The sequence below is a fragment of the Erythrobacter sp. K21-9 genome (genome assembly GCF_055808355.1).
In genome coordinates this window covers 1,094,004-1,111,313 of record NZ_CM147866.1, presented here as the reverse complement: position 1 = coordinate 1,111,313, position 17,310 = coordinate 1,094,004, and the positions used below count along the sequence as shown (strand labels likewise).

The window sequence follows — 17,310 nt, the reverse complement described above, 5'->3', positions numbered from 1 at the left end:
GGGACATTATGGCCGAATTCACATTCTACACCGTCGCGATGAGCCGGGGGCAGATTTCGCGCTGGGCGCTGCACGAAGCGGGCGCGGACTACGAACAGGTTGTCTTCGATTTCGCCTCGCGGCCAGACAATTTCACTGACATCAATCCGATGAACAAGGTGCCTGCCCTCGTCCACCATCACGGAAATCACGATCACGTGATCACCGAAGCGGCAGCAATCAATCACTACCTCGCCGAAACGCATCCCGATGCCGGCCTGCTCCCCGACACCCACGAAAAGGCAGCCTATTATCGCTGGCTCTTTTTCGCTGCCGGGCCGCTGGAACAAGCGGTCATCGCCAAGGCTATGGACTGGGAAGTGCCCGAAGAGCGCGTCGGCATGGCGGGCTTTGGCAGCCTTGAAAAAACGCTCGCGGCGATGGATGGCTGGCTGTCCAAGAACGACTTCGCCGCCGGTAGCCGCTTCACGATGGCCGATACCTATGTCGGCAGCCAGTTCATCTGGGGCCTGCGCTTTGGCTCGATCCCTGAAACGCCCGCTTTCAAGGCCTACGTCGAACGCTGCACCCAGCGGCCAAAATGTATCGAGGCGGTGGCGGTCGACCAAAAGCTGATCGAGGAAGCCGCAGGCAGTTAGGCGATAGCCTTGCTCTGGCGAAGCAGCTGATATGCCTCAACCACTTTGTTCAGCCGCGCCTCGTACTGGCGATTTCCGCCATTGCGATCCGGGTGATAGCGCCTGACGAGCTCCGAATAACGCCGGCGCAGGCGGCGTCTGTCGGTGTTGCTGCCAAGGCCCATCGTCTCCAGCGCTTCGGCCTCGTCTTTTGAAAAGCGCCCGTCCATCGCCATTCTCGCCTCGCGCTCGGCCCGGCTGCGGATACCGCTTGCGCGTGCGGAAATGGCATCGAGCGGATCGTTGAAATCGGCCCAGCGCGGCATTCCATCGACCGCAGCCTTGGGCGAGAACGCCGCGCTTTCGGTGCGCCAGCCGCTGGCCGGTGATTGCGCTGACAGGATTTCCTCCGCGCTCATCCCTTCGAACCAGTCATAACCGGCATTGAATTCGCGCACATGTTCAAGGCAGAACCACCGCCACTCGCCCGGTCCGTCGAACCCGTTGGGCTGGTAGCCGGGCGCGCGAAATTCCCCGCGTCGCGGCAGGTCGGATGCTCGCATACACGCTCGTCGCTTTCATGGCGGTACGTGGAACTTTGCGGAAGGCATAAGGGTTGAGAATGGTAACTTGCGTCCCAAATTCCAAGCGGAACGTGATTGCAAAAAGGACAAGTGGGAATGAGCGGGACTATCGCAGACGAAATGCAGCAGCGCCTGGTCGAGGCGTTCGCGCCTTCCAATCTCGAGATCATCAATGACAGCGCGAGCCATTCGGGCCATTCGGGCGATGACGGTTCGGGCGAATCGCATTTCACGATAGTGATCGAGGCTGATGCGTTTGCACCGATGAACCGCCTCGCCCGCCAACGCGCGGTGATCGCGGCGCTCGGCGACATCGTAGGTGAACGTGTCCACGCAGTCGCGATCAAGGCGAGCGCGCCAGACAGCGCAACGCAGGCTTGATGGCTGACCTCAACCCGGCAAAGCGCCTGCGCCGTTCGGCCCGGATCATCGTGCTTGATCCGCAGGAGCGCGCGCTGATGTTTCGCTTCGATGTGCCGGGACGTCCGCCCTTCTGGGTGACGACGGGCGGCGCATGCGAACCGGGCGAAAGTTTCGAGGATGCGGCGCGGCGCGAATTGTTCGAGGAGACGGGCATCACAGCTCATCCCGGCAGCCAGATCGCGCGCACCACGCCCGAATTCGTCACCGTCGAAGGAGAGCCGGTGCAAGGCGATGAGCGCTATTTCCTTGTCCGCACTCCCGAAGCGCAAATCGACATCTCGCATCACACCGAGCTCGAGCAGAAATTGATGACGCAGCACCGCTGGTTCACGCGCGATGAGCTTTGCGACTGGCACGAGGCGCTGTTTCCAGAAAACCTTGCCAAACTGATCGAAGCGCACGGCGCGCGCAGATAAGCCCGGACGGCTTGTAAGAAACCGCCAACAACAGATCGGGCTCTTGCAATTTCAGCAGCCACGTTCCCTAATGCTGCTTAACAACGCAGACGCCCGCTGCCGGGCGCTCGAATTGGGTCGGGGGAGAAGACGAAAAGGTGCTGCTGTCGCGAACCTATCGTCCGTCCGAGCGGTTGAGGCCGTATATTAGGCGCCTTTACGTTTTCGAGGCCGAGCTACCCGACGATTTCGTAATCGAGGATTTCCTGCTTTCCGAAACGGCATTTGTCAGGTGCCTGCTCAAAGGTGAGTGGGTCGGAGAAGTTGCGCCGGGCAAATGGTCCAACCCCAGCAAAACCCTGCTGTTCGGATCGAACCAGCTCCCTTTTCTGGTTCGCGTCAAAGGCAGCTTCGCAGTGGCTGGGTTTGCAGTTCGGCCCAGCGCGTGGCGATGCGTTGCACGGCGTCCGCATCACGAATTTGTCGACAAGCTGATCGGCCTCGAGACGATGCTGTGGCAAGATTCCCGCGAGATGCTCAGGAATGTCGAGGCGGCGACCGATGACGCCGGCAAGGTCGCGGCAATGGAACACGCTCTTTGGAAGCGGATCGAAGCGATCGGGCGGTACGAAACCGATGCGGAGATGGCCGAGTTCGAAAAAATCGCGCGCGTCAATTCCACCATCCGCATCGAAGATGCTGCGGAGCAGATCGGCCTGTCGGTCCGGCAGATGGAGCGGCGCTGCAAGGTGCATTTCGGCCTGACGCCAAAGGCTGTTCTGAGACGAAGCCGCTTCCTCGATATCGCGGCGGCCATACGCGGTTTGAGCAGCCCCGATGAAAGCATCCTTGCAGAACTGCGATACTTCGACCAATCCCATTTGAACCATGAGTTCAAGCGCTTCGCCCACATGACGCCCGGCAAGTTCAAGAAAGCTGTCACGCCGCTGCAAACTGCGGGCCTAAAGCTGCGCGAAGAGAGCAAGTTCGAAGATTAGCAGTACGGGCACAGGCATGGCCGGTTGGGTCGTTATTCGAGATTGGAGAATACGAAGATGGATTACACCGGCAAGGTCGTCTGGATCACAGGCGCTTCCTCTGGGATCGGCGCGGCGCTCGCGCGGGACGCGGCTTCGCGCGGCGCGAATGTCGTACTTTCGGGCCGCGATGAGGCGCGGCTTGCCAAAGTGGCGGCGGATTGTGCCGGAAACGACACTCAGACGCTGATCCTGCCATTCGACGTCCGCGATGACGCCGCGCTTGCCGAGGCCACCGAACAGGCGATCTCCTGGAAAGGCGGCGTCGATGTTGCATTCGCCAATGCCGGAGTGTCGCAGCGCAGCCGGGCGCTCAAGACGGACATGCAAGTCTACCGCGACATTATCGATATCGACCTCACCGCGCAGATCGCGTTCTCGCAAGGGCTTATCGGACACATGGTGGAGCGCGGCTCAGGCGCTCTCGCCTTTATTTCATCCATCGCGGGCAAGGTCGGCGTGCCCATGCGCACCGCCTATAGCGCGGTTAAATTCGGGCTTGCCGGATATGGCGACGCCCTGCGCGCTGAGCTCTCGCAAACCGGGGTAAGCGTCCATGTCATCTACCCCGGCTCGGTCGCGACCGATGTCGCGCGCAATGCAATGGTTGGCGATGGCAGCAAACGCGGGCGCAGCGACCAGGTGATCGATGAAGGCATTCCCGCCGACGACGCGGCAAAGGCGATGCTCGACGGTATGGCCGCAGGCGAGCGCGAAATCATCGTCGCCCAAGGGACCGAGGCTGGCATGGGCGAATTGCGCCGCGCGCCGGAAGAGTTATTCGACCAGATCGAGCGGATGGTCGCGAACGGCTATATGGAAAAGATGGAAAGCGAGGGCTGACGGCCATGGAACAGAAACGCGTCGAACTCGCCAACGGGATGCATCTCGATGTGGTCGATGAAGGGCCAGTCGATGCGCCGGTGCTCATCTTTCTCCACGGATTCCCTGAAAGCCACCGCACGTGGCGGCATCAAATCGCGCATTTCAAGGACCGCTATCGCTGCATCGCGCCCGACCAGCGCGGCTATCGCGGGTCGTCCAAACCGCAAGAGGTGGATGCCTACACGCCGGACAAGCTGATCGGGGATATCTTCCTGCTCGCCGATGCGCTGTCGATCCCGAGATTCACGATTGTCGGTCACGATTGGGGCGGCGCGATTGCGTGGGGCGTGGCGCTGGGCGGCCAGCACATGCGGGTTGAGCGCGCCGTCATCGCCAATGCGCCGCATCCCGCGATATTCCAGAAGCTGCTCTACACCCATCCTGGTCAGCGCGAGGCGAGCCAGTATATTCGCGGGTTTCGCGATCCGGCCAATGATCCGCTGATCAAGGATCAGGGCCTGACCGGTATTCTGCTCAAGGAGGTCAAATGGGACCGGCCCGGCGCGATGGAGCCCGAAGAGCGCGACCAATTGCTGCGCGACTGGCAGAACCGCGATGCGGCGTTCGGAATGCTCAATTACTACCGGGCCAGCCTGATCGACGTGCCCACGATGGACGCCCCGTTCAAGGTTCCGGAAGGCTATGCCCCGCCGCAATTGCCCAAGCTGACCATCCCGACGCTTGTGATCTGGGCACTGGACGATCTCGCACTGCCGCCGGAAAACCTGCAAGGGCTAGAAGAAATCGTCGATCCGCTGACTGTCGTCCAAGTGCCCGATTGCGGCCATTTCGTCCCTTGGGAAGCGCCCGAGAAGGTCAACGCGGCGATGGAAGATTTTCTGCGCTAGCCAGTACCGCTCCACTCCACCCACGCGCCGTGAGGGTGAGCGTGGCTGAGCAGAACAGGTTCGCCATTGGCGTCGTCACCGTTCCAATGCCGTACCTTCAATTCATGGCGGAACGTCGCAGGATCGGTTTCAAGTGAAATCCATGCGAGTGGGCGCGCGGGCGAGGCCTTTGCCCCTGCTGCGTCGAAAGCGCTCGCGATCGCTTCCTGCGTTTCGGGAGGCATGTATTGCCACATGATCGAATGGAACATCGCCCGTGTTGTCCGCTCGGACTGCGTACCGGGCGAGCATTTCGGCGACGAAATCTCCAGCATCCTGCTTCACGAGATCTGGCGGGTTGGCGCTCGCCAGCTCAATCGCCGCATCGATCCGCGCCATGCGGCCCGGCGCATCGGGCCAGACATAGCTCTTCAATCGCAGCGCGCTGTCCGGATCGGACAAGTCTATCGGAGTGACATCGCAGCCTCTCACGGAGAGGATTTCGAAGTCCTCTGGTGCGGCAGGCGGAGCGCCCTCTCCGCGCCATTCGGGCACGATCTGCATTGGCGAATTCGATGGCCCGACCTCAGTTGCGCCCAGCCGGAGATTGTAGCGATCCAGCATGGTCAGCACGCCCGCGCTAGCGCCCAATTCGAACAGCTCGAATTTGGGCACGGTATGCTGAGCGAGCCAGAGCAATCCGCTCATGATACTCGCCGCGCGGCCTGCCTCGTTGGTCTGCGGCGGTCCGTCTAGCCACGGGAGCAGCTGCGTGTCGTAGGTTTCGACGAGGTCGCACACCAAAGCATCGACCCGTCCCTGATCGGTGATCTGGCCGCTATAGACCCGCGCCAGCCGGTCATCCTGCCCGGACAAGAGCAAGTGATGCAGCCCGCCCGCCATGCGCAGCGGCATTGCGTCTTTGAGCGTCAGCCCCTCCCACCCGGCGATCCGCCTGCCGGTGGCTGTGTCGCCGTCACGCACTCTTGCAAGCGCGCGGATCACCCGCGCGGTACAGGACGCGCCGTTTTCTTCGGCATGGACCGCCTGCCATTCAAGCGCATGCCCGAATTCTTCGATGGCCATGATGCTTTCCGTGCCCAAGCAAACCTCCCCAATCGCGCGCGTTTCCATTGCCCTTTTGCGTGGCAGTGCCTAAGTGCGCCCGCGCAATGACAAAAGATGCGCAATGACGACCGACCAGGCAAACGACACATTCGGGCAGCTGACCTTCGCGGTGCCCAAGGGGCGCATTCTCGACGAAGCGCTGCCGGTAATGGCGCGCGCCGGCGTCGTGCCCGAAGACGGCTTTCACGACAAGTCCAACCGCGCGCTTTCCTTCGATTGCGAGCGCAAGGACATGCGCCTTATCCGGGTGCGCGCGTTCGACGTTGCGACCTTCGTGGCGCACGGAGCGGCGCAGATCGGGATTGTCGGCTCCGACGTCATCGAGGAATTCGATTATGCCGACCTGTACGCGCCGGTCGACCTCGATATCGGCCACTGCCGCCTGTCGGTTGCACGGCTCGCGAGCGATCCGGATGAAACCTCACGCGCCAGTCACCTGCGCGTCGCGACCAAATATCCCAACCTCACGCGCAAGCATTTCGAGGCGGCTCGGTATCCAGGCCGAATGCGTCAAGTTAAACGGCGCAATGGAACTTGCCCCCTCGCTTGGCCTGGCGCGCCAGATCGTCGACCTGGTCTCGACCGGGCGCACGCTGAAGCAGAACGGGCTTGTCGAAACGAGCCGCATCATCGACATCTCAGCGCGGCTGATCGTCAACCGGGCCGCGCTCAAACAGGACCCGCGCGTCGCCGAACTGGTCGCAGCCTTTCGCGCCGTCGCGCAGGCACGAACAGAGCAGGCCGCCTGATGCAGTCGTTCTCCACTCTCGATCCCAATTTCGAAAAGCAGTTTGACAGCTTCGTCAATGCGCGGCGCGAAACCGACGCCGATGTCGCGATACAGGTTTCTGACATCCTGAAATCCGTCAAAGGCCGCGGGGATCATGCGCTGGTGGAATACAGCCAGCGTTTCGACAGCTATCCGCTTTCTGCCGACGAAGACTGGCTGATCACGCCGGAGCGCTGCGAGGAAGCGTATGCGAGCCTCGATACCGAGCTGCGCGATGCTCTCGAACTCGCCGCCACGCGGATCCGGTCCTATCACGAGGCGCAGCTGCCGGAGAACCGCGACTACATCGATGATGCCGGTGTGCGCCTCGGCGCGATCTGGCGTCCAGTCGATGCCGCAGGTCTATATGTACCGGGAGGGCGCGCGGCCTATCCATCATCGCTGCTGATGAATGCGATCCCGGCGAAGGTTGCGGGCGTCGAGCGGCTTGTCGTCGTGACCCCGACCCCGCGCGGAGAGAGCAATCCGCTCGTCCTCGCCGCCGCTCACATAGCCGGGATCGACGAGATCTGGCGCGTTGGCGGCGCACATGCCATCGGCGCGCTTGCCTACGGCACCGAGCGGATCAAGCCGGTCGACGTCATCACCGGCCCAGGCAACGCTTATGTCGCCGAGGCCAAGCGCCAGCTTTACGGCGTGGTCGGCATCGATATGGTTGCCGGGCCATCCGAAATCCTCGTGATCGCCGATGGCAAGAACGATCCCGACTGGATTGCCGCCGACCTTCTCAGCCAGGCCGAGCACGATCCGACGGCACAATCGATCCTGATCACCGACGATCCTTCTTTCGGCCTGCTCGTGCGCGATTGCCTGCGTCTGCAGATCATGCAGCTTGCAACCGGCGACACGGCCACAGCCAGCTGGGAGGCCAACGGCGCAATCATCGAGGTCGGCGACCTGGAAACCGAAGCACCCGCGCTCGCCAACAGGCTCGCCGCCGAACATGTCGAGCTTGCCGTCGACAACCCCGAACCGATGCTGTCGAGCATCAAGCATGCGGGCAGTGTCTTCCTTGGCCGGATGACGCCAGAGGCGATCGGCGATTACGTCGCCGGGCCCAACCACGTCCTGCCGACCGGTCGCCGCGCGCGGTTTTCGAGCGGGCTTTCAGTGCTCGATTTCATGAAGCGCACCAGCTTCCTTGGGCTCGATGAAGCATCGCTTGCAGCCATCGGCCCGGCCGCCGCTGCCCTCGCCCATGCAGAAGGCCTCCCTGCGCACGCCAAATCGGTGGAGCTTAGATCCAAATGAACACGACCGCCCGATCCGCCGCCCGCTCGGCTGCGCGCCTCGCCGCCGTACAGGCGCTCTACCAGCAGCAGATGGAGAAGACCCCGCTCGCCAAGCTGCTCAACGAATTTCACCAGCACCGGCTGGGCCGCGAAGTCGATGACGCCGAATACGAAGGCGAAGTGTTCGCCGATGCCGAAACGCAGTTCTTCGACGACATCGTGCGCGGCGTCGATGCGCGCCGCGATGAGATCGACGCATTGCTTACCGAAAAGCTGGCAGCGGGCTGGACGCTTGTGCGCCTCGACAAGACCATGCTCCAGGTGCTGCGCGGCGGCGCATACGAGCTGCTCGCCCGCGCCGACGTCCCCACGGCGACCGCGATCAGCGAATATGTCGATGTCGCGAAGGCGTTCTTCGATGACCGCGAAGCCAAATTCGTGAACGGCATCCTCGATGCGGTCGCCAAGGAAGCGCGCCGCTGATTTCCCTAGGCGTGCACGGTCATGCTACACCTCGCGGTATGATGACTGAGGGCGAATTTCTCGCGGCATTGCGCACGCTGCCGCTGCATGAGGGATCGCGCGGTCTGAAAGATGATTGCGCGCTGATCGAGATCGGCGAGGAAACGCTCATCTTCAATCACGACCTGATGGCGGAAGACACACATTACAGGCGCAACGCCGATCTTGCTGACGTTGCCTGGAAGCTCGTCGCTCTCAATCTTTCCGACCTCGCTGCCAAGGGTGCAGAGCCAATCGGCGCGCTGCTTGGCCATGCGCTTGGCGGTAACGACCAACGCTTCATCGAGGGCCTGCGCGAGGTCCTCACTGCCTACAATGTGCCGCTGATGGGCGGAGACACGATCGCCGCGACCGGGGCCAGCACTTTCAGCCTGACCGCTATCGGCAGGGCGACTTCCCGCCCAGTCCCTTCGCGTAGCGGCGCGCAAGCGGGGCACGGCGTTTTCATCACCGGAACCGTCGGGCGCGCTATGCTCGGATTTGAAGGCTTTGACGAGCATCTGGAGGCGTTCAATCGACCGCGCCGCGGATGGCGGAAGGCAAGGCGCTTGCCCCGCATGTGGGAGCCATGATGGACGTATCCGACGGCCTGCTGCTCGACGTCTTTCGCATGGCGCATGCCAGCGGCATTTCGATAGCGGTCGAAAGCGCCAGCGCGCCGGTAGCCGACCCCGACCGCGCTGACGAATGCATGCGATGGGGCGATGATTACGAGCTGCTGTTCACCCTACCCGAAGGAAACGCGCTGCCTGTTCCGGCGACGATGATCGGTACGGCAGAGCCGCGCGGGAGAGCGCCGCTGGTGCTCGATGGTGATCCGATCGACGACCCCGAAGGCCTCGGCTATCAGCACGGCTGAACGCTCCGCGCGCGCATCTGCCCTGCCAAAACTGGTGAAACGGGCGCATACGCGCGCGTTTGAGGCTTGTCAGCCTGTGACAAGCCCGTATGACTGTGCGCCCTTGCGCCGCATAATCAAAAAGCGGGATCTTTAATCAGGCGCAATTCCCAATACATTTCCGCGTCACGAGAGGGGATAATTCGTGAACCTAATTCTGATATCAATCGGGCTGGGATTGCTCGCCGTGATTTACGGCGTGATCACTCGCAGCCAAGTGCTGAGTGCGAGCACCGGCAATGAAAAAATGCAGGAAATCGCAGGCGCCATCCAGGAAGGTGCGCAGGCTTACCTGAACCGCCAGTACACCACAATCGGCATTGTCGGTGTGGTCGTTGCAATCATCGTCGGGGTGTTCCTCGGCCTCGTCCCGGCGGTCGGTTTCGTCGTCGGTGCGCTGCTTTCGGGTGTGGCCGGCTATATCGGCATGAACATTTCCGTACAGGCGAACGTGCGCACCGCGCAGGCGGCCAGCACTGGTCTGCAAGAAGGTCTGACACTGGCGTTTCGTGCCGGCGCGATCACCGGTATGCTGGTGGCTGGCCTCGCCCTGCTCGCGATTGCCGTGTTCTTCTATGTGCTCGTCGGCCCGATGGGTCTGAGCCCGAGCGACCGCATCGTGATTGATGGCCTCATCGGCCTCGCATTCGGCGCATCGCTGATCTCGATCTTTGCGCGTCTGGGCGGCGGTATCTTTACCAAGGCCGCTGACGTCGGTGCCGACCTCGTCGGCAAGGTCGAGGCCGGCATCCCGGAGGATGACCCCCGCAACCCCGCCGTGATCGCCGACAATGTTGGCGACAACGTGGGCGATTGTGCAGGGATGGCTGCCGACCTGTTCGAGACATATGTCGTCACCGTGGGTGCGACGATGGTTCTGACCGCATTGCTGCTGACGCAAGTGGGCGACCTGCTGCTGCCATTGATGGCGCTGCCGCTGCTGATTGGCGGCGCGTGCATCGTCACCTCGATCATCGGCACCTACTTCGTGCGCCTCGGCGGAGGAACCAATGTGATGGGCGCGATGTACAAGGGCTTCCTTGTCACTGCGATCCTTGCAATTCCGCTGATCTACCTTGTCACGCAATATGCGCTCGGCACGGTAGGTATCGACATGAACACAGTTCTCAACCCGGGCACCGACATGGTGCCATTCACGGGCAGGGATCTGTTTTATTGCTCGCTTATCGGCCTTGCGCTGACCGGCATCATCATCTGGATCACCGAGTATTACACCGGCACCAATTTCCGCCCGGTACGCTCGATCGCCAAGGCTTCGGAAACGGGCCACGGCACCAACGTGATCCAGGGTCTTGCGATCAGCCTTGAATCGACTGCGTTGCCCACCATCGTGATCATCGCCGCCATCATCGGTGCGTACCAGCTCGCTGGCCTGCTTGGCCTCGCGTTCGGTGCGACCGCGATGCTGGCGCTGGCCGGCATGGTTGTCGCGCTCGATGCCTATGGTCCGGTGACTGATAACGCTGGCGGCATCGCCGAAATGGCGGGGCTGGATGACAGCGCGCGTGAGAAGACCGACCTGCTCGATGCGGTCGGCAACACCACAAAGGCTGTGACCAAGGGCTATGCCATCGGTTCTGCCGGTCTCGCAGCGCTCGTCCTGTTTTCGGCCTACACCGCCGACCTTCGGGCCTATTTCCCGGACGCGAGCGTCGATTTCAGCCTTGAGAACCCGTATGTGATCGTGGGTCTGCTGCTGGGTGCACTGCTCCCGTACCTGTTCGGTGCGATGGGCATGACCGCCGTTGGCCGCGCGGCCGGCGATGTGGTCAAGGACGTGCGCGAGCAGTTCAAGGAGAAGCCGGGCATCATGGATTACTCCGAGAAGCCCGATTATGCCCGCACGGTTGACCTCGTGACCAAGGCGGCGATCAAGGAAATGATCATTCCTTCGCTGCTTCCGGTCCTGGCTCCGGTCGTTGTCTACTTCGTGATCTACGGCCTCGCCGGTCAGGAAAACGCCTTCGCGGCGCTGGGCGCTCTGCTGCTCGGCGTGATTGTCGGCGGGTTGTTCGTGGCGCTTTCCATGACCGCTGGCGGCGGCGCGTGGGACAATGCGAAGAAGTACATCGAAGACGGCAATCACGGCGGCAAGGGCTCGGAGGCTCACAAGGCTGCCGTGACCGGCGATACCGTGGGCGATCCCTACAAGGATACCGCAGGCCCAGCCGTGAACCCGATGATCAAGATCACGAACATTGTCGCGCTGCTTCTGCTCGCGGCGCTGGCCGGGACTCACTAAATTCCGATCGACTTTTTCGGACGATGACCCCGCTCGGAGCGATCCGGGCGGGGTTTTCCTTTGCCGGGGCGCTGCGATCTTGACCTTGCCCCAATGCCCCCGCATGGGCGCAGGAATGAGCGACACACCGACACCCGAAAAACTCGTTGGCGGGCTGGTCCGCCTGCTGACGGTCGAAAAGCGCGCCGCCGATATCTACTCGGGCCATCCGCAAAAGGGCGGCGTTGGCCGTGTGTTCGGCGGGCAAGTGCTCGCGCAGGCACTTCAGGCTGCGCAGGCTTCGGTAGCAGACGGAAAGACCGCGCATTCGCTTCACGCCTATTTCCTGCGCGGCGGCAAGGAAGGCATTCCGATCGAATACCGCATCCAGCGCGATTTCGACGGGCGCAGCTTCTCCAATCGCCGCGTCGTGGCTGCGCAGGAGAACGAGGACGGATCGAGCACTCCGATCCTCAACCTCACCGCCAGCTTCCAGGTTGCCGAGGACGGTATGGAGCATGTCGATTCGCCGATGCCCGACGTCGCCCCGCCCGAGGACCTGAAATCCGACATGGAGATGCGGCGGATCATGGCGGACAAGATCGGCGACAAGCTCTCAGATGCGCAGCGCGCCCTCATGCTGCGCCCTCGCCCGATCGAGATGCGCACGATCGACCGGCTGCACTGGATGAACTCCGAACCGCGCGAGCCGCGCGCCCACACCTGGTTCAGGACCGCAGCCCCGCTGCCGGATGACCCGGCCCTCCACCGCGCGATCATCACCTATGCCAGCGACTACACGCTGCTCGGCACGAGCGCGCTTCCGCATGGCCTTTCATGGATGCGCGGCGAGCTGGTCGGTGCCAGCCTCGACCACGCCATCTGGTTTCACCGTGAAGCGCGCGCCGATGAATGGCTGCTCTACGCAACCGACGCGCCGTGGTCGGGCAGCGGTCGCGGCTTCAATCGCGGGCGCATCTTCAACCGGGCTGGCGATCTGGTGGCGAGCGTCGCGCAGGAAGGCATGATGCGAAAGCGCAAGTCCAAGGCCTGACCCTGAAGCGGCGCCCATCGCTGCGCATGAGACACATGAGACAGTGTCCAGGGGGTGAAATGTTCCGGGCTCACAAACTCCCCCTCACGACGAAATAGCCGCTGGCTGATACCCGCTCATGAGCGAGTAGGAAAACGGGTTTCTGGTCTCCTGCTTTCCGCGCGCCGCGCCCTTGGTCGCGAAGCCAAGCAGCGCGGATGCGCTGCGCCCGAAGCTCGACGGCGGAAAGAAGACTAGTGCGCCAGGAACATCGGCAAATGCGGGTCGGTCAGCGAGTGGCGGGTTACGCCGCCGAGCAGCATCTCGGCCAGCCGCGAGTGACCGTAAGCGCCCATGATCATCATCGAGCATTCACGCTGCTGCGCTGCGGAAAACAGCGCGTCGGAGATTTTCGCGTCGCCGCGCGAGATCTCGACAATCTCGGATTCGATCCCGTGGCGGCTGAGATATTTCGCGCCTTCGCTCGCAGAGAAATCGAAGCGTTGCTTGTCGTCTTCTTCCGCGACGCTGACGAGGTGAACCTCGCTCGCATGCGCCAGCAGCGGCACGGCGGCGCGCAGCGCAACGCATGCCTCGGACGATCCGTTCCACGCGACCATGACCGGGGCATTGAGGTCGAGCCGCTTGGTTTCCTCGGGCACGACCAGCACCGGTACGGGCGCTTTCAGCACGAGGTTACCAACCATGGCCGAGGGACGGTGCGCGCCTTCTTCTCCGATATCGTGCGGTCCGACCAGGATCAGGTCATGCAGCGCGGATTGTTCGAGCAGGCGGTGTTCGGCCATGCCGTACATGAACTGCCATTCCCATGCGGCATCCTCGTTGGCGAGATCGGCCTCCGTTTTCTGCCGCAATTCCTCGGCTGCCTCTCTGATGCGCGGCATCGCCGCGGCCATCGCAGAACCGTAGAAGTCACCGGGCGCGAACACCTCGAAACTGACTGCCTGCAGGAATGTGATGTGCGCGCCGGTGGAGCGGGCAATGTCGAGCGCAACCTGCATCCGCGCTTCCATGCAATTGTCATCGGCGGCGTGAACAAGAATAGATTTCATCGGGGCTCTCCTTTGTTGTTGGATATCAATTTGCCCTGATTTTCGCCAAATGGCTTTGATCCAGATCAAATTTGTCGGCGTTCTTTATCGCAGTTTTCTTGCGCGCGCGGGTGCGCTAGCATTGATCCAATCTGGAGAGCCTTATCATGCAGATCACGCGCCAACCGCCGGTAAAGACGACGCTAAAGCCGTCAAACCATCCCTATCTGTCCGGGCCGTGGACGCCGGTTCACGAAGAGCTTGATGTCGACCGTCTCGAGGTTATCGAAGGCGCGATCCCCGCCGATATCGACGGTATTTACCTGCGCAACACCGAAAACCCCGTGCACCAGCCGCTGGGCCGCCATCACCCCTTCGATGGCGATGCGATGATCCATCAGGTCAGCATTTCGGGCGGCACAGCAAGCTATCGCAACCGCTTCGTGCGCACGAATTGCTTCGCTGAAGAACAGATTGCGGACGGTTCGCTTTGGGGCGGACTGATGGACCCGCCTGCCCTATCGAAACGCCCCGGTTTTGGCGCGCACGGCAGCCTGAAGGATACCGGCAGCACCGACATCGTCGTCCATGCAGGAGTGGCGCTCGCGACCTTCTACCAATGCGGCGAGGCATGGCAGATGGATCCGGTCACGCTCGACAATCTCGGCAAGGCTCCGTGGGGGCCGCTCGATGGGGTTTCGGCGCACCCCAAAGTGGATGAAACGACCGGGGAGCTGATGTTCTTCAATTATTCCAAACATGCGCCCTTCATGCATTACGGAGTGGTCGATCGCGCGGGCAAATTGGTCCACTACGTGCCGATCCCGCTTTCCGGTCCGCGCCTGCCACATGACATGGCGATCACGAAGAACTGGTCGATCCTCAACGACATGCCGCTGTTCTGGGACGAGGAATTGCTGAAGCGCGACATTCACGCAGCGCGCATCCATGACGGGGTGCCGACCCGTTTTGCCCTTATCCCCCGCCACGGCCAGCCCGAAGACATCCGCTGGTTCGAAGCTTCGCCAACCTATGTTCTGCATTGGACCAATGCCTATGAAATATCCGGTCCCGAGGGCGATGAAGTCGTGCTTGAGGGGTATTATCAGGACAAGCCGATGCCCGACCCGATCGAGGAAGCCGGCGAATACAGTCACATGATGGCGTATGTGGACGAGCATTCGTTCCAGTCGCGCCTCCACCGTTGGCGGTTCAATCTTGCGACCGGGGAGTGCCATGAAGAGCGGCTCAGCGACCGCATCGTCGAATTCGGCATGATCAATCCCGATTACCTGATGCAGAAATCGCGCTACATCTGGTCGACGACGACGCGGCCCGGCTGGTTCCTGTTCAACGGCTATGTTCGCCACGACACCGAAACGGGCGAGGAACAGGTCTACGAGCTTCCCGAAGGTGTCTATGCGAGCGAAAGCCCGATGGTGCCCAGAAAGCCGGCAAAATCCTCAAGCAGCGCAGCGGTAGGACAAACCACGACGTCATCGGAAGATGAAGGCTATTTGATCACCTTTCTGATCGATGAAAACTCCGGCACGTCCGAATGCGCCATCCTCGATGCGTCGGATATTGCCAAGGGCCCGATCTGCCGCCTCGCCCTGCCGCACAAGATTTCCAGTGGAGTGCATTCCACATGGGTCGAACACAGTCAGCTGAAAGCCGATGCGAAGTTTCGCAGGGCATCGCTCGAAAAGGCTGCCTGACAGGAAGTAGCGCGCGATTGCGCTCATCCGGTCGATGCGCGCAGGGATCTTCGCCGCTGAATTGCAACCTTTACCAAGGCGGAGCGTTGCAGTTACAGCGACACCAAATTCAACAAGAAGAGGCAGCACCGTGGCTTTCAAACTCATCGACCTACCGTATAACGACACCGCTCTTGAACCGGCTAGTTTCGTCCGAGACGCTTTCGTATCACTACGGCAAGCATCACCAAGCCTATATCGACAAGACCAATTCCGCGATCGAAGGCACCGATCACGCCGACAAATCGCTGGAAGCTGTCGTATCGGCAGCGCGCAATGACAATCAGGGCCTCTTCAACAACGCCGCCCAAAGCTGGAACCACGCGTTCTACTGGCATTCGATGGCGGCGGAAGAAACTGCGCCTTCGGACGAGCTTAAGACGCTCATCGACAGCTCGTTCGGTTCGGTCGATGCCCTCAAGGACAAACTGAAAGAGCGCGGCGCAGGTCACTTTGCCAGCGGCTGGGTCTGGCTCGCCGAAAAGAATGGCGGCCTGACTATCGAGGAAACGCATGACGGCGACACTATCGCCGACCATGACGGGGTGAACCCGCTGCTCGTGATTGATCTGTGGGAGCGCGCCTACTACCTCGACCACCAGAACAAGCGTCCGGCCTATCTCGACGCTGTTGTCGGGTCCAAGCTGAACTGGAAATTCGCCAGCGACAACCTCGCGCGCGGGGACACCTGGACCTACCCTAAATGAGACAGCTCAGCCATTAGGCAGCAAGAACAACGAAGCCCGGGCCGCGTAAAGCGGACCGGGCTTTTTGATTGCGGGCAGAATTTTCTTCGGGTCGCCTAAGCGGGCAGCCGGGCAGCCTCGCGGAAGCTCACCAGCTTGCGGCGCTTTTCGTCCCACAGCGTCAGCAGCAGCGGCTTGATCGTCTGGCGGGTCGTGAAGCGATTGACCTCGGCAAGCTCAGGGTGCGCCCTGAGCACATCGGGAAGCCGGTAGAACGGGATCCGGCTTGCAAGGTGGTGGACGTGGTGAATGCCGATATTGGCGGTAAACCAGCGCAGCACGGCAGGCAGGTGGAGGTGCGAACTGCCGAGCAGTGCCGCATCATGGAACGTCCATTGCTTGGCATGGTCCCAGTGCGCGTCTTCGAACTGGTGCTGGATATAGAACAGCCACACGCCGACCGATGCCGCGGTGAGCAGGACGGGAACGAACACCAGAACGGTTGCAAGCAGGCCGAATTGGAGGATCAGTCCGATGGCGATGACTGCGATCACCGCATTGGTCGCCATCGCGCTCACCCAGTAGATCGATCCGGCTTTCATCAGGCCGACCGGCAGGCGGTGGCGCAGCATGAAAAGGTAAGCCGGGCCAAGGCCGAGCAGGACGATCGGATGCCGGTACAGCCGATAGCCGAACCGCCCCAGCCACGACCGCTCGCGGAATTCGCGCACCGTCAGCGTATCGACATCGCCGAACCCGCGCGCGTCGAGATTGCCGGTGCTCGCATGGTGCAGCGCGTGCGAGCGCCGCCAGCAATCATAGGGCGTCAGGGTCAGCGCGCCGATGGCGCGGCCCAGCCAGTCATTCATCTTGCGGCTCTCGAAATACGCCCCGTGCCCGCAATCGTGCTGGATGATGAATAGCCGCAGCAGGAACAGACCCGCCAGCGGAGTTGCCAGCAGCGCAAGGTAGTATCCGGCAGACACCGCCGTGAGCAGAGCGGCGAACAGCGCGACAAAGGGCACGAACGTGATCGCAAACTCCCACCAGCTTCTCGCCGTATTGGGCGTGCGGAACTTGGAGAGATCGCGCGCGAGCTGGCGCGGGTCGAGCGCATCGCGCGCTTCATGCGACGCGGATTGCGCCGGGCTCACGGGGGAATAGTGTGTCACATTCGTCCTTGAATTCTGTTCTTTGAACTT

The 17,310-nt window shown here is 61.9% G+C and carries 18 protein-coding genes and 2 pseudogenes; 15 read left to right on the top strand and 5 right to left on the bottom strand.

Going from position 1 to position 17,310, the window contains the following annotated elements:
- Positions 1 to 8: 8 nt before the first annotated feature.
- A complete protein-coding gene (locus AC0L39_RS05595; protein WP_473261429.1) occupies positions 9 to 638 on the top strand; it encodes a glutathione S-transferase family protein in 630 nt (209 codons plus the stop codon).
- On the opposite strand, the gene AC0L39_RS05590 is transcribed toward AC0L39_RS05595, so the two are convergent.
- Positions 635 to 1,180, bottom strand: coding sequence for a DnaJ domain-containing protein (locus AC0L39_RS05590; RefSeq protein ID WP_473261428.1), 546 nt, complete (start codon positions 1,178 to 1,180; stop codon positions 635 to 637). The genes AC0L39_RS05595 and AC0L39_RS05590 overlap by 4 nt on opposite strands.
- Before the next feature lie 117 nt (positions 1,181 to 1,297).
- Here AC0L39_RS05590 and AC0L39_RS05585 point away from each other — a divergent pair, with 117 nt between their 5' ends.
- From AC0L39_RS05585 to AC0L39_RS05565, 5 genes are all read left to right on the top strand, one after another.
- Positions 1,298 to 1,582 carry a BolA family protein gene (locus tag AC0L39_RS05585; protein ID WP_473261426.1) on the top strand — a complete coding sequence of 95 codons (285 nt, stop codon included), beginning with the start codon at positions 1,298 to 1,300 and terminating at the stop codon, positions 1,580 to 1,582.
- A complete protein-coding gene (locus tag AC0L39_RS05580; protein WP_473261424.1) occupies positions 1,582 to 2,040 on the top strand; it encodes an NUDIX hydrolase in 459 nt (152 codons plus the stop codon). The genes AC0L39_RS05585 and AC0L39_RS05580 overlap by 1 nt, the downstream gene beginning before the upstream one ends.
- A gap of 137 nt (positions 2,041 to 2,177) precedes the next feature.
- Positions 2,178 to 3,017, top strand: coding sequence for a helix-turn-helix domain-containing protein (locus AC0L39_RS05575; RefSeq protein WP_473261422.1), 840 nt, complete (start codon positions 2,178 to 2,180; stop codon positions 3,015 to 3,017).
- A gap of 57 nt (positions 3,018 to 3,074) precedes the next feature.
- A complete protein-coding gene (locus AC0L39_RS05570; protein WP_473261420.1) occupies positions 3,075 to 3,899 on the top strand; it encodes an SDR family NAD(P)-dependent oxidoreductase in 825 nt (274 codons plus the stop codon).
- A gap of 5 nt (positions 3,900 to 3,904) precedes the next feature.
- Positions 3,905 to 4,789: an alpha/beta fold hydrolase gene (locus AC0L39_RS05565; protein ID WP_473261418.1), complete on the top strand. Its 885-nt coding sequence runs from the start codon at positions 3,905 to 3,907 to the stop codon at positions 4,787 to 4,789.
- Here AC0L39_RS05565 and AC0L39_RS05560 read toward each other — a convergent pair.
- Positions 4,786 to 5,013, bottom strand: a complete 228-nt coding sequence (locus tag AC0L39_RS05560; protein WP_473261416.1) for a DUF2332 family protein — start codon at positions 5,011 to 5,013, stop codon at positions 4,786 to 4,788. The genes AC0L39_RS05565 and AC0L39_RS05560 overlap by 4 nt on opposite strands.
- Positions 4,919 to 5,854, bottom strand: a complete 936-nt coding sequence (locus AC0L39_RS05555; protein WP_473261414.1) for a DUF2332 domain-containing protein — start codon at positions 5,852 to 5,854, stop codon at positions 4,919 to 4,921. Before AC0L39_RS05555 ends, AC0L39_RS05560 begins: the two co-directional genes overlap by 95 nt.
- A 103-nt stretch (positions 5,855 to 5,957) precedes the next feature.
- On the opposite strand from AC0L39_RS05555, the pseudogene hisG reads away from it, so the two are divergent.
- The 7 genes and pseudogenes from hisG (at position 5,958) to AC0L39_RS05520 (ending at position 12,634) form a co-directional block, all read left to right on the top strand.
- Positions 5,958 to 6,645, top strand: a pseudogene (gene hisG / locus AC0L39_RS05550) (ATP phosphoribosyltransferase).
- Entirely contained in the window at positions 6,645 to 7,937 is a 1,293-nt protein-coding gene (gene hisD, locus AC0L39_RS05545) for a histidinol dehydrogenase (RefSeq protein WP_473261413.1), read from the top strand. Before hisG ends, hisD begins: the two are co-directional and overlap by 1 nt.
- Positions 7,934 to 8,401, top strand: coding sequence for a transcription antitermination factor NusB (gene nusB, locus AC0L39_RS05540; RefSeq protein WP_473261411.1), 468 nt, complete (start codon positions 7,934 to 7,936; stop codon positions 8,399 to 8,401). The genes hisD and nusB overlap by 4 nt, the downstream gene beginning before the upstream one ends.
- Before the next feature lie 38 nt (positions 8,402 to 8,439).
- Positions 8,440 to 9,012 carry a thiamine-phosphate kinase gene (locus tag AC0L39_RS05535; protein WP_473261409.1) on the top strand — a complete coding sequence of 191 codons (573 nt, stop codon included), beginning with the start codon at positions 8,440 to 8,442 and terminating at the stop codon, positions 9,010 to 9,012.
- Positions 9,009 to 9,299 carry a hypothetical protein gene (locus AC0L39_RS05530; RefSeq protein ID WP_473261408.1) on the top strand — a complete coding sequence of 97 codons (291 nt, stop codon included), beginning with the start codon at positions 9,009 to 9,011 and terminating at the stop codon, positions 9,297 to 9,299. The genes AC0L39_RS05535 and AC0L39_RS05530 overlap by 4 nt, the downstream gene beginning before the upstream one ends.
- A gap of 184 nt (positions 9,300 to 9,483) precedes the next feature.
- A complete protein-coding gene (locus AC0L39_RS05525; RefSeq protein WP_473261406.1) occupies positions 9,484 to 11,601 on the top strand; it encodes a sodium-translocating pyrophosphatase in 2,118 nt (705 codons plus the stop codon).
- Positions 11,602 to 11,716: 115 nt separating this feature from the next.
- Positions 11,717 to 12,634, top strand: a complete 918-nt coding sequence (locus AC0L39_RS05520; RefSeq protein WP_473261404.1) for an acyl-CoA thioesterase — start codon at positions 11,717 to 11,719, stop codon at positions 12,632 to 12,634.
- 233 nt (positions 12,635 to 12,867) lie between these two features.
- On the opposite strand, the gene AC0L39_RS05515 is transcribed toward AC0L39_RS05520, so the two are convergent.
- Entirely contained in the window at positions 12,868 to 13,686 is an 819-nt protein-coding gene (locus AC0L39_RS05515; RefSeq protein ID WP_473261402.1) for a universal stress protein, read from the bottom strand.
- Positions 13,687 to 13,832: 146 nt separating this feature from the next.
- On the opposite strand from AC0L39_RS05515, the gene AC0L39_RS05510 reads away from it, so the two are divergent.
- Complete coding sequence (locus AC0L39_RS05510; protein ID WP_473261400.1) at positions 13,833 to 15,383, top strand: carotenoid oxygenase family protein; 1,551 nt, start codon at positions 13,833 to 13,835, stop codon at positions 15,381 to 15,383.
- 130 nt (positions 15,384 to 15,513) lie between these two features.
- Positions 15,514 to 16,129 (top strand): annotated as a pseudogene (locus AC0L39_RS05505) (superoxide dismutase).
- 95 nt (positions 16,130 to 16,224) lie between these two features.
- Here AC0L39_RS05505 and AC0L39_RS05500 read toward each other — a convergent pair.
- Complete coding sequence (locus tag AC0L39_RS05500) at positions 16,225 to 17,280, bottom strand: fatty acid desaturase (RefSeq protein ID WP_473261398.1); 1,056 nt, start codon at positions 17,278 to 17,280, stop codon at positions 16,225 to 16,227.
- Positions 17,281 to 17,310 lie beyond the last annotated feature (30 nt).

Coding starts and splice junctions, on each gene's coding strand:
- AC0L39_RS05595 (WP_473261429.1), top strand. CDS start 9: ATGGCCGAATTCACATTCTACACCGTCGCGATGAGCCGGGGGCAGATT.
- AC0L39_RS05590 (WP_473261428.1), bottom strand. CDS start 1,180: ATGCGAGCATCCGACCTGCCGCGACGCGGGGAATTTCGCGCGCCCGGC.
- AC0L39_RS05585 (WP_473261426.1), top strand. CDS start 1,298: ATGAGCGGGACTATCGCAGACGAAATGCAGCAGCGCCTGGTCGAGGCG.
- AC0L39_RS05580 (WP_473261424.1), top strand. CDS start 1,582: ATGGCTGACCTCAACCCGGCAAAGCGCCTGCGCCGTTCGGCCCGGATC.
- AC0L39_RS05570 (WP_473261420.1), top strand. CDS start 3,075: ATGGATTACACCGGCAAGGTCGTCTGGATCACAGGCGCTTCCTCTGGG.
- AC0L39_RS05565 (WP_473261418.1), top strand. CDS start 3,905: ATGGAACAGAAACGCGTCGAACTCGCCAACGGGATGCATCTCGATGTG.
- AC0L39_RS05560 (WP_473261416.1), bottom strand. CDS start 5,013: ATGCCTCCCGAAACGCAGGAAGCGATCGCGAGCGCTTTCGACGCAGCA.
- AC0L39_RS05555 (WP_473261414.1), bottom strand. CDS start 5,854: ATGGCCATCGAAGAATTCGGGCATGCGCTTGAATGGCAGGCGGTCCAT.
- hisD (WP_473261413.1), top strand. CDS start 6,645: ATGCAGTCGTTCTCCACTCTCGATCCCAATTTCGAAAAGCAGTTTGAC.
- nusB (WP_473261411.1), top strand. CDS start 7,934: ATGAACACGACCGCCCGATCCGCCGCCCGCTCGGCTGCGCGCCTCGCC.
- AC0L39_RS05535 (WP_473261409.1), top strand. CDS start 8,440: ATGATGACTGAGGGCGAATTTCTCGCGGCATTGCGCACGCTGCCGCTG.
- AC0L39_RS05530 (WP_473261408.1), top strand. CDS start 9,009: ATGATGGACGTATCCGACGGCCTGCTGCTCGACGTCTTTCGCATGGCG.
- AC0L39_RS05520 (WP_473261404.1), top strand. CDS start 11,717: ATGAGCGACACACCGACACCCGAAAAACTCGTTGGCGGGCTGGTCCGC.
- AC0L39_RS05515 (WP_473261402.1), bottom strand. CDS start 13,686: ATGAAATCTATTCTTGTTCACGCCGCCGATGACAATTGCATGGAAGCG.
- AC0L39_RS05510 (WP_473261400.1), top strand. CDS start 13,833: ATGCAGATCACGCGCCAACCGCCGGTAAAGACGACGCTAAAGCCGTCA.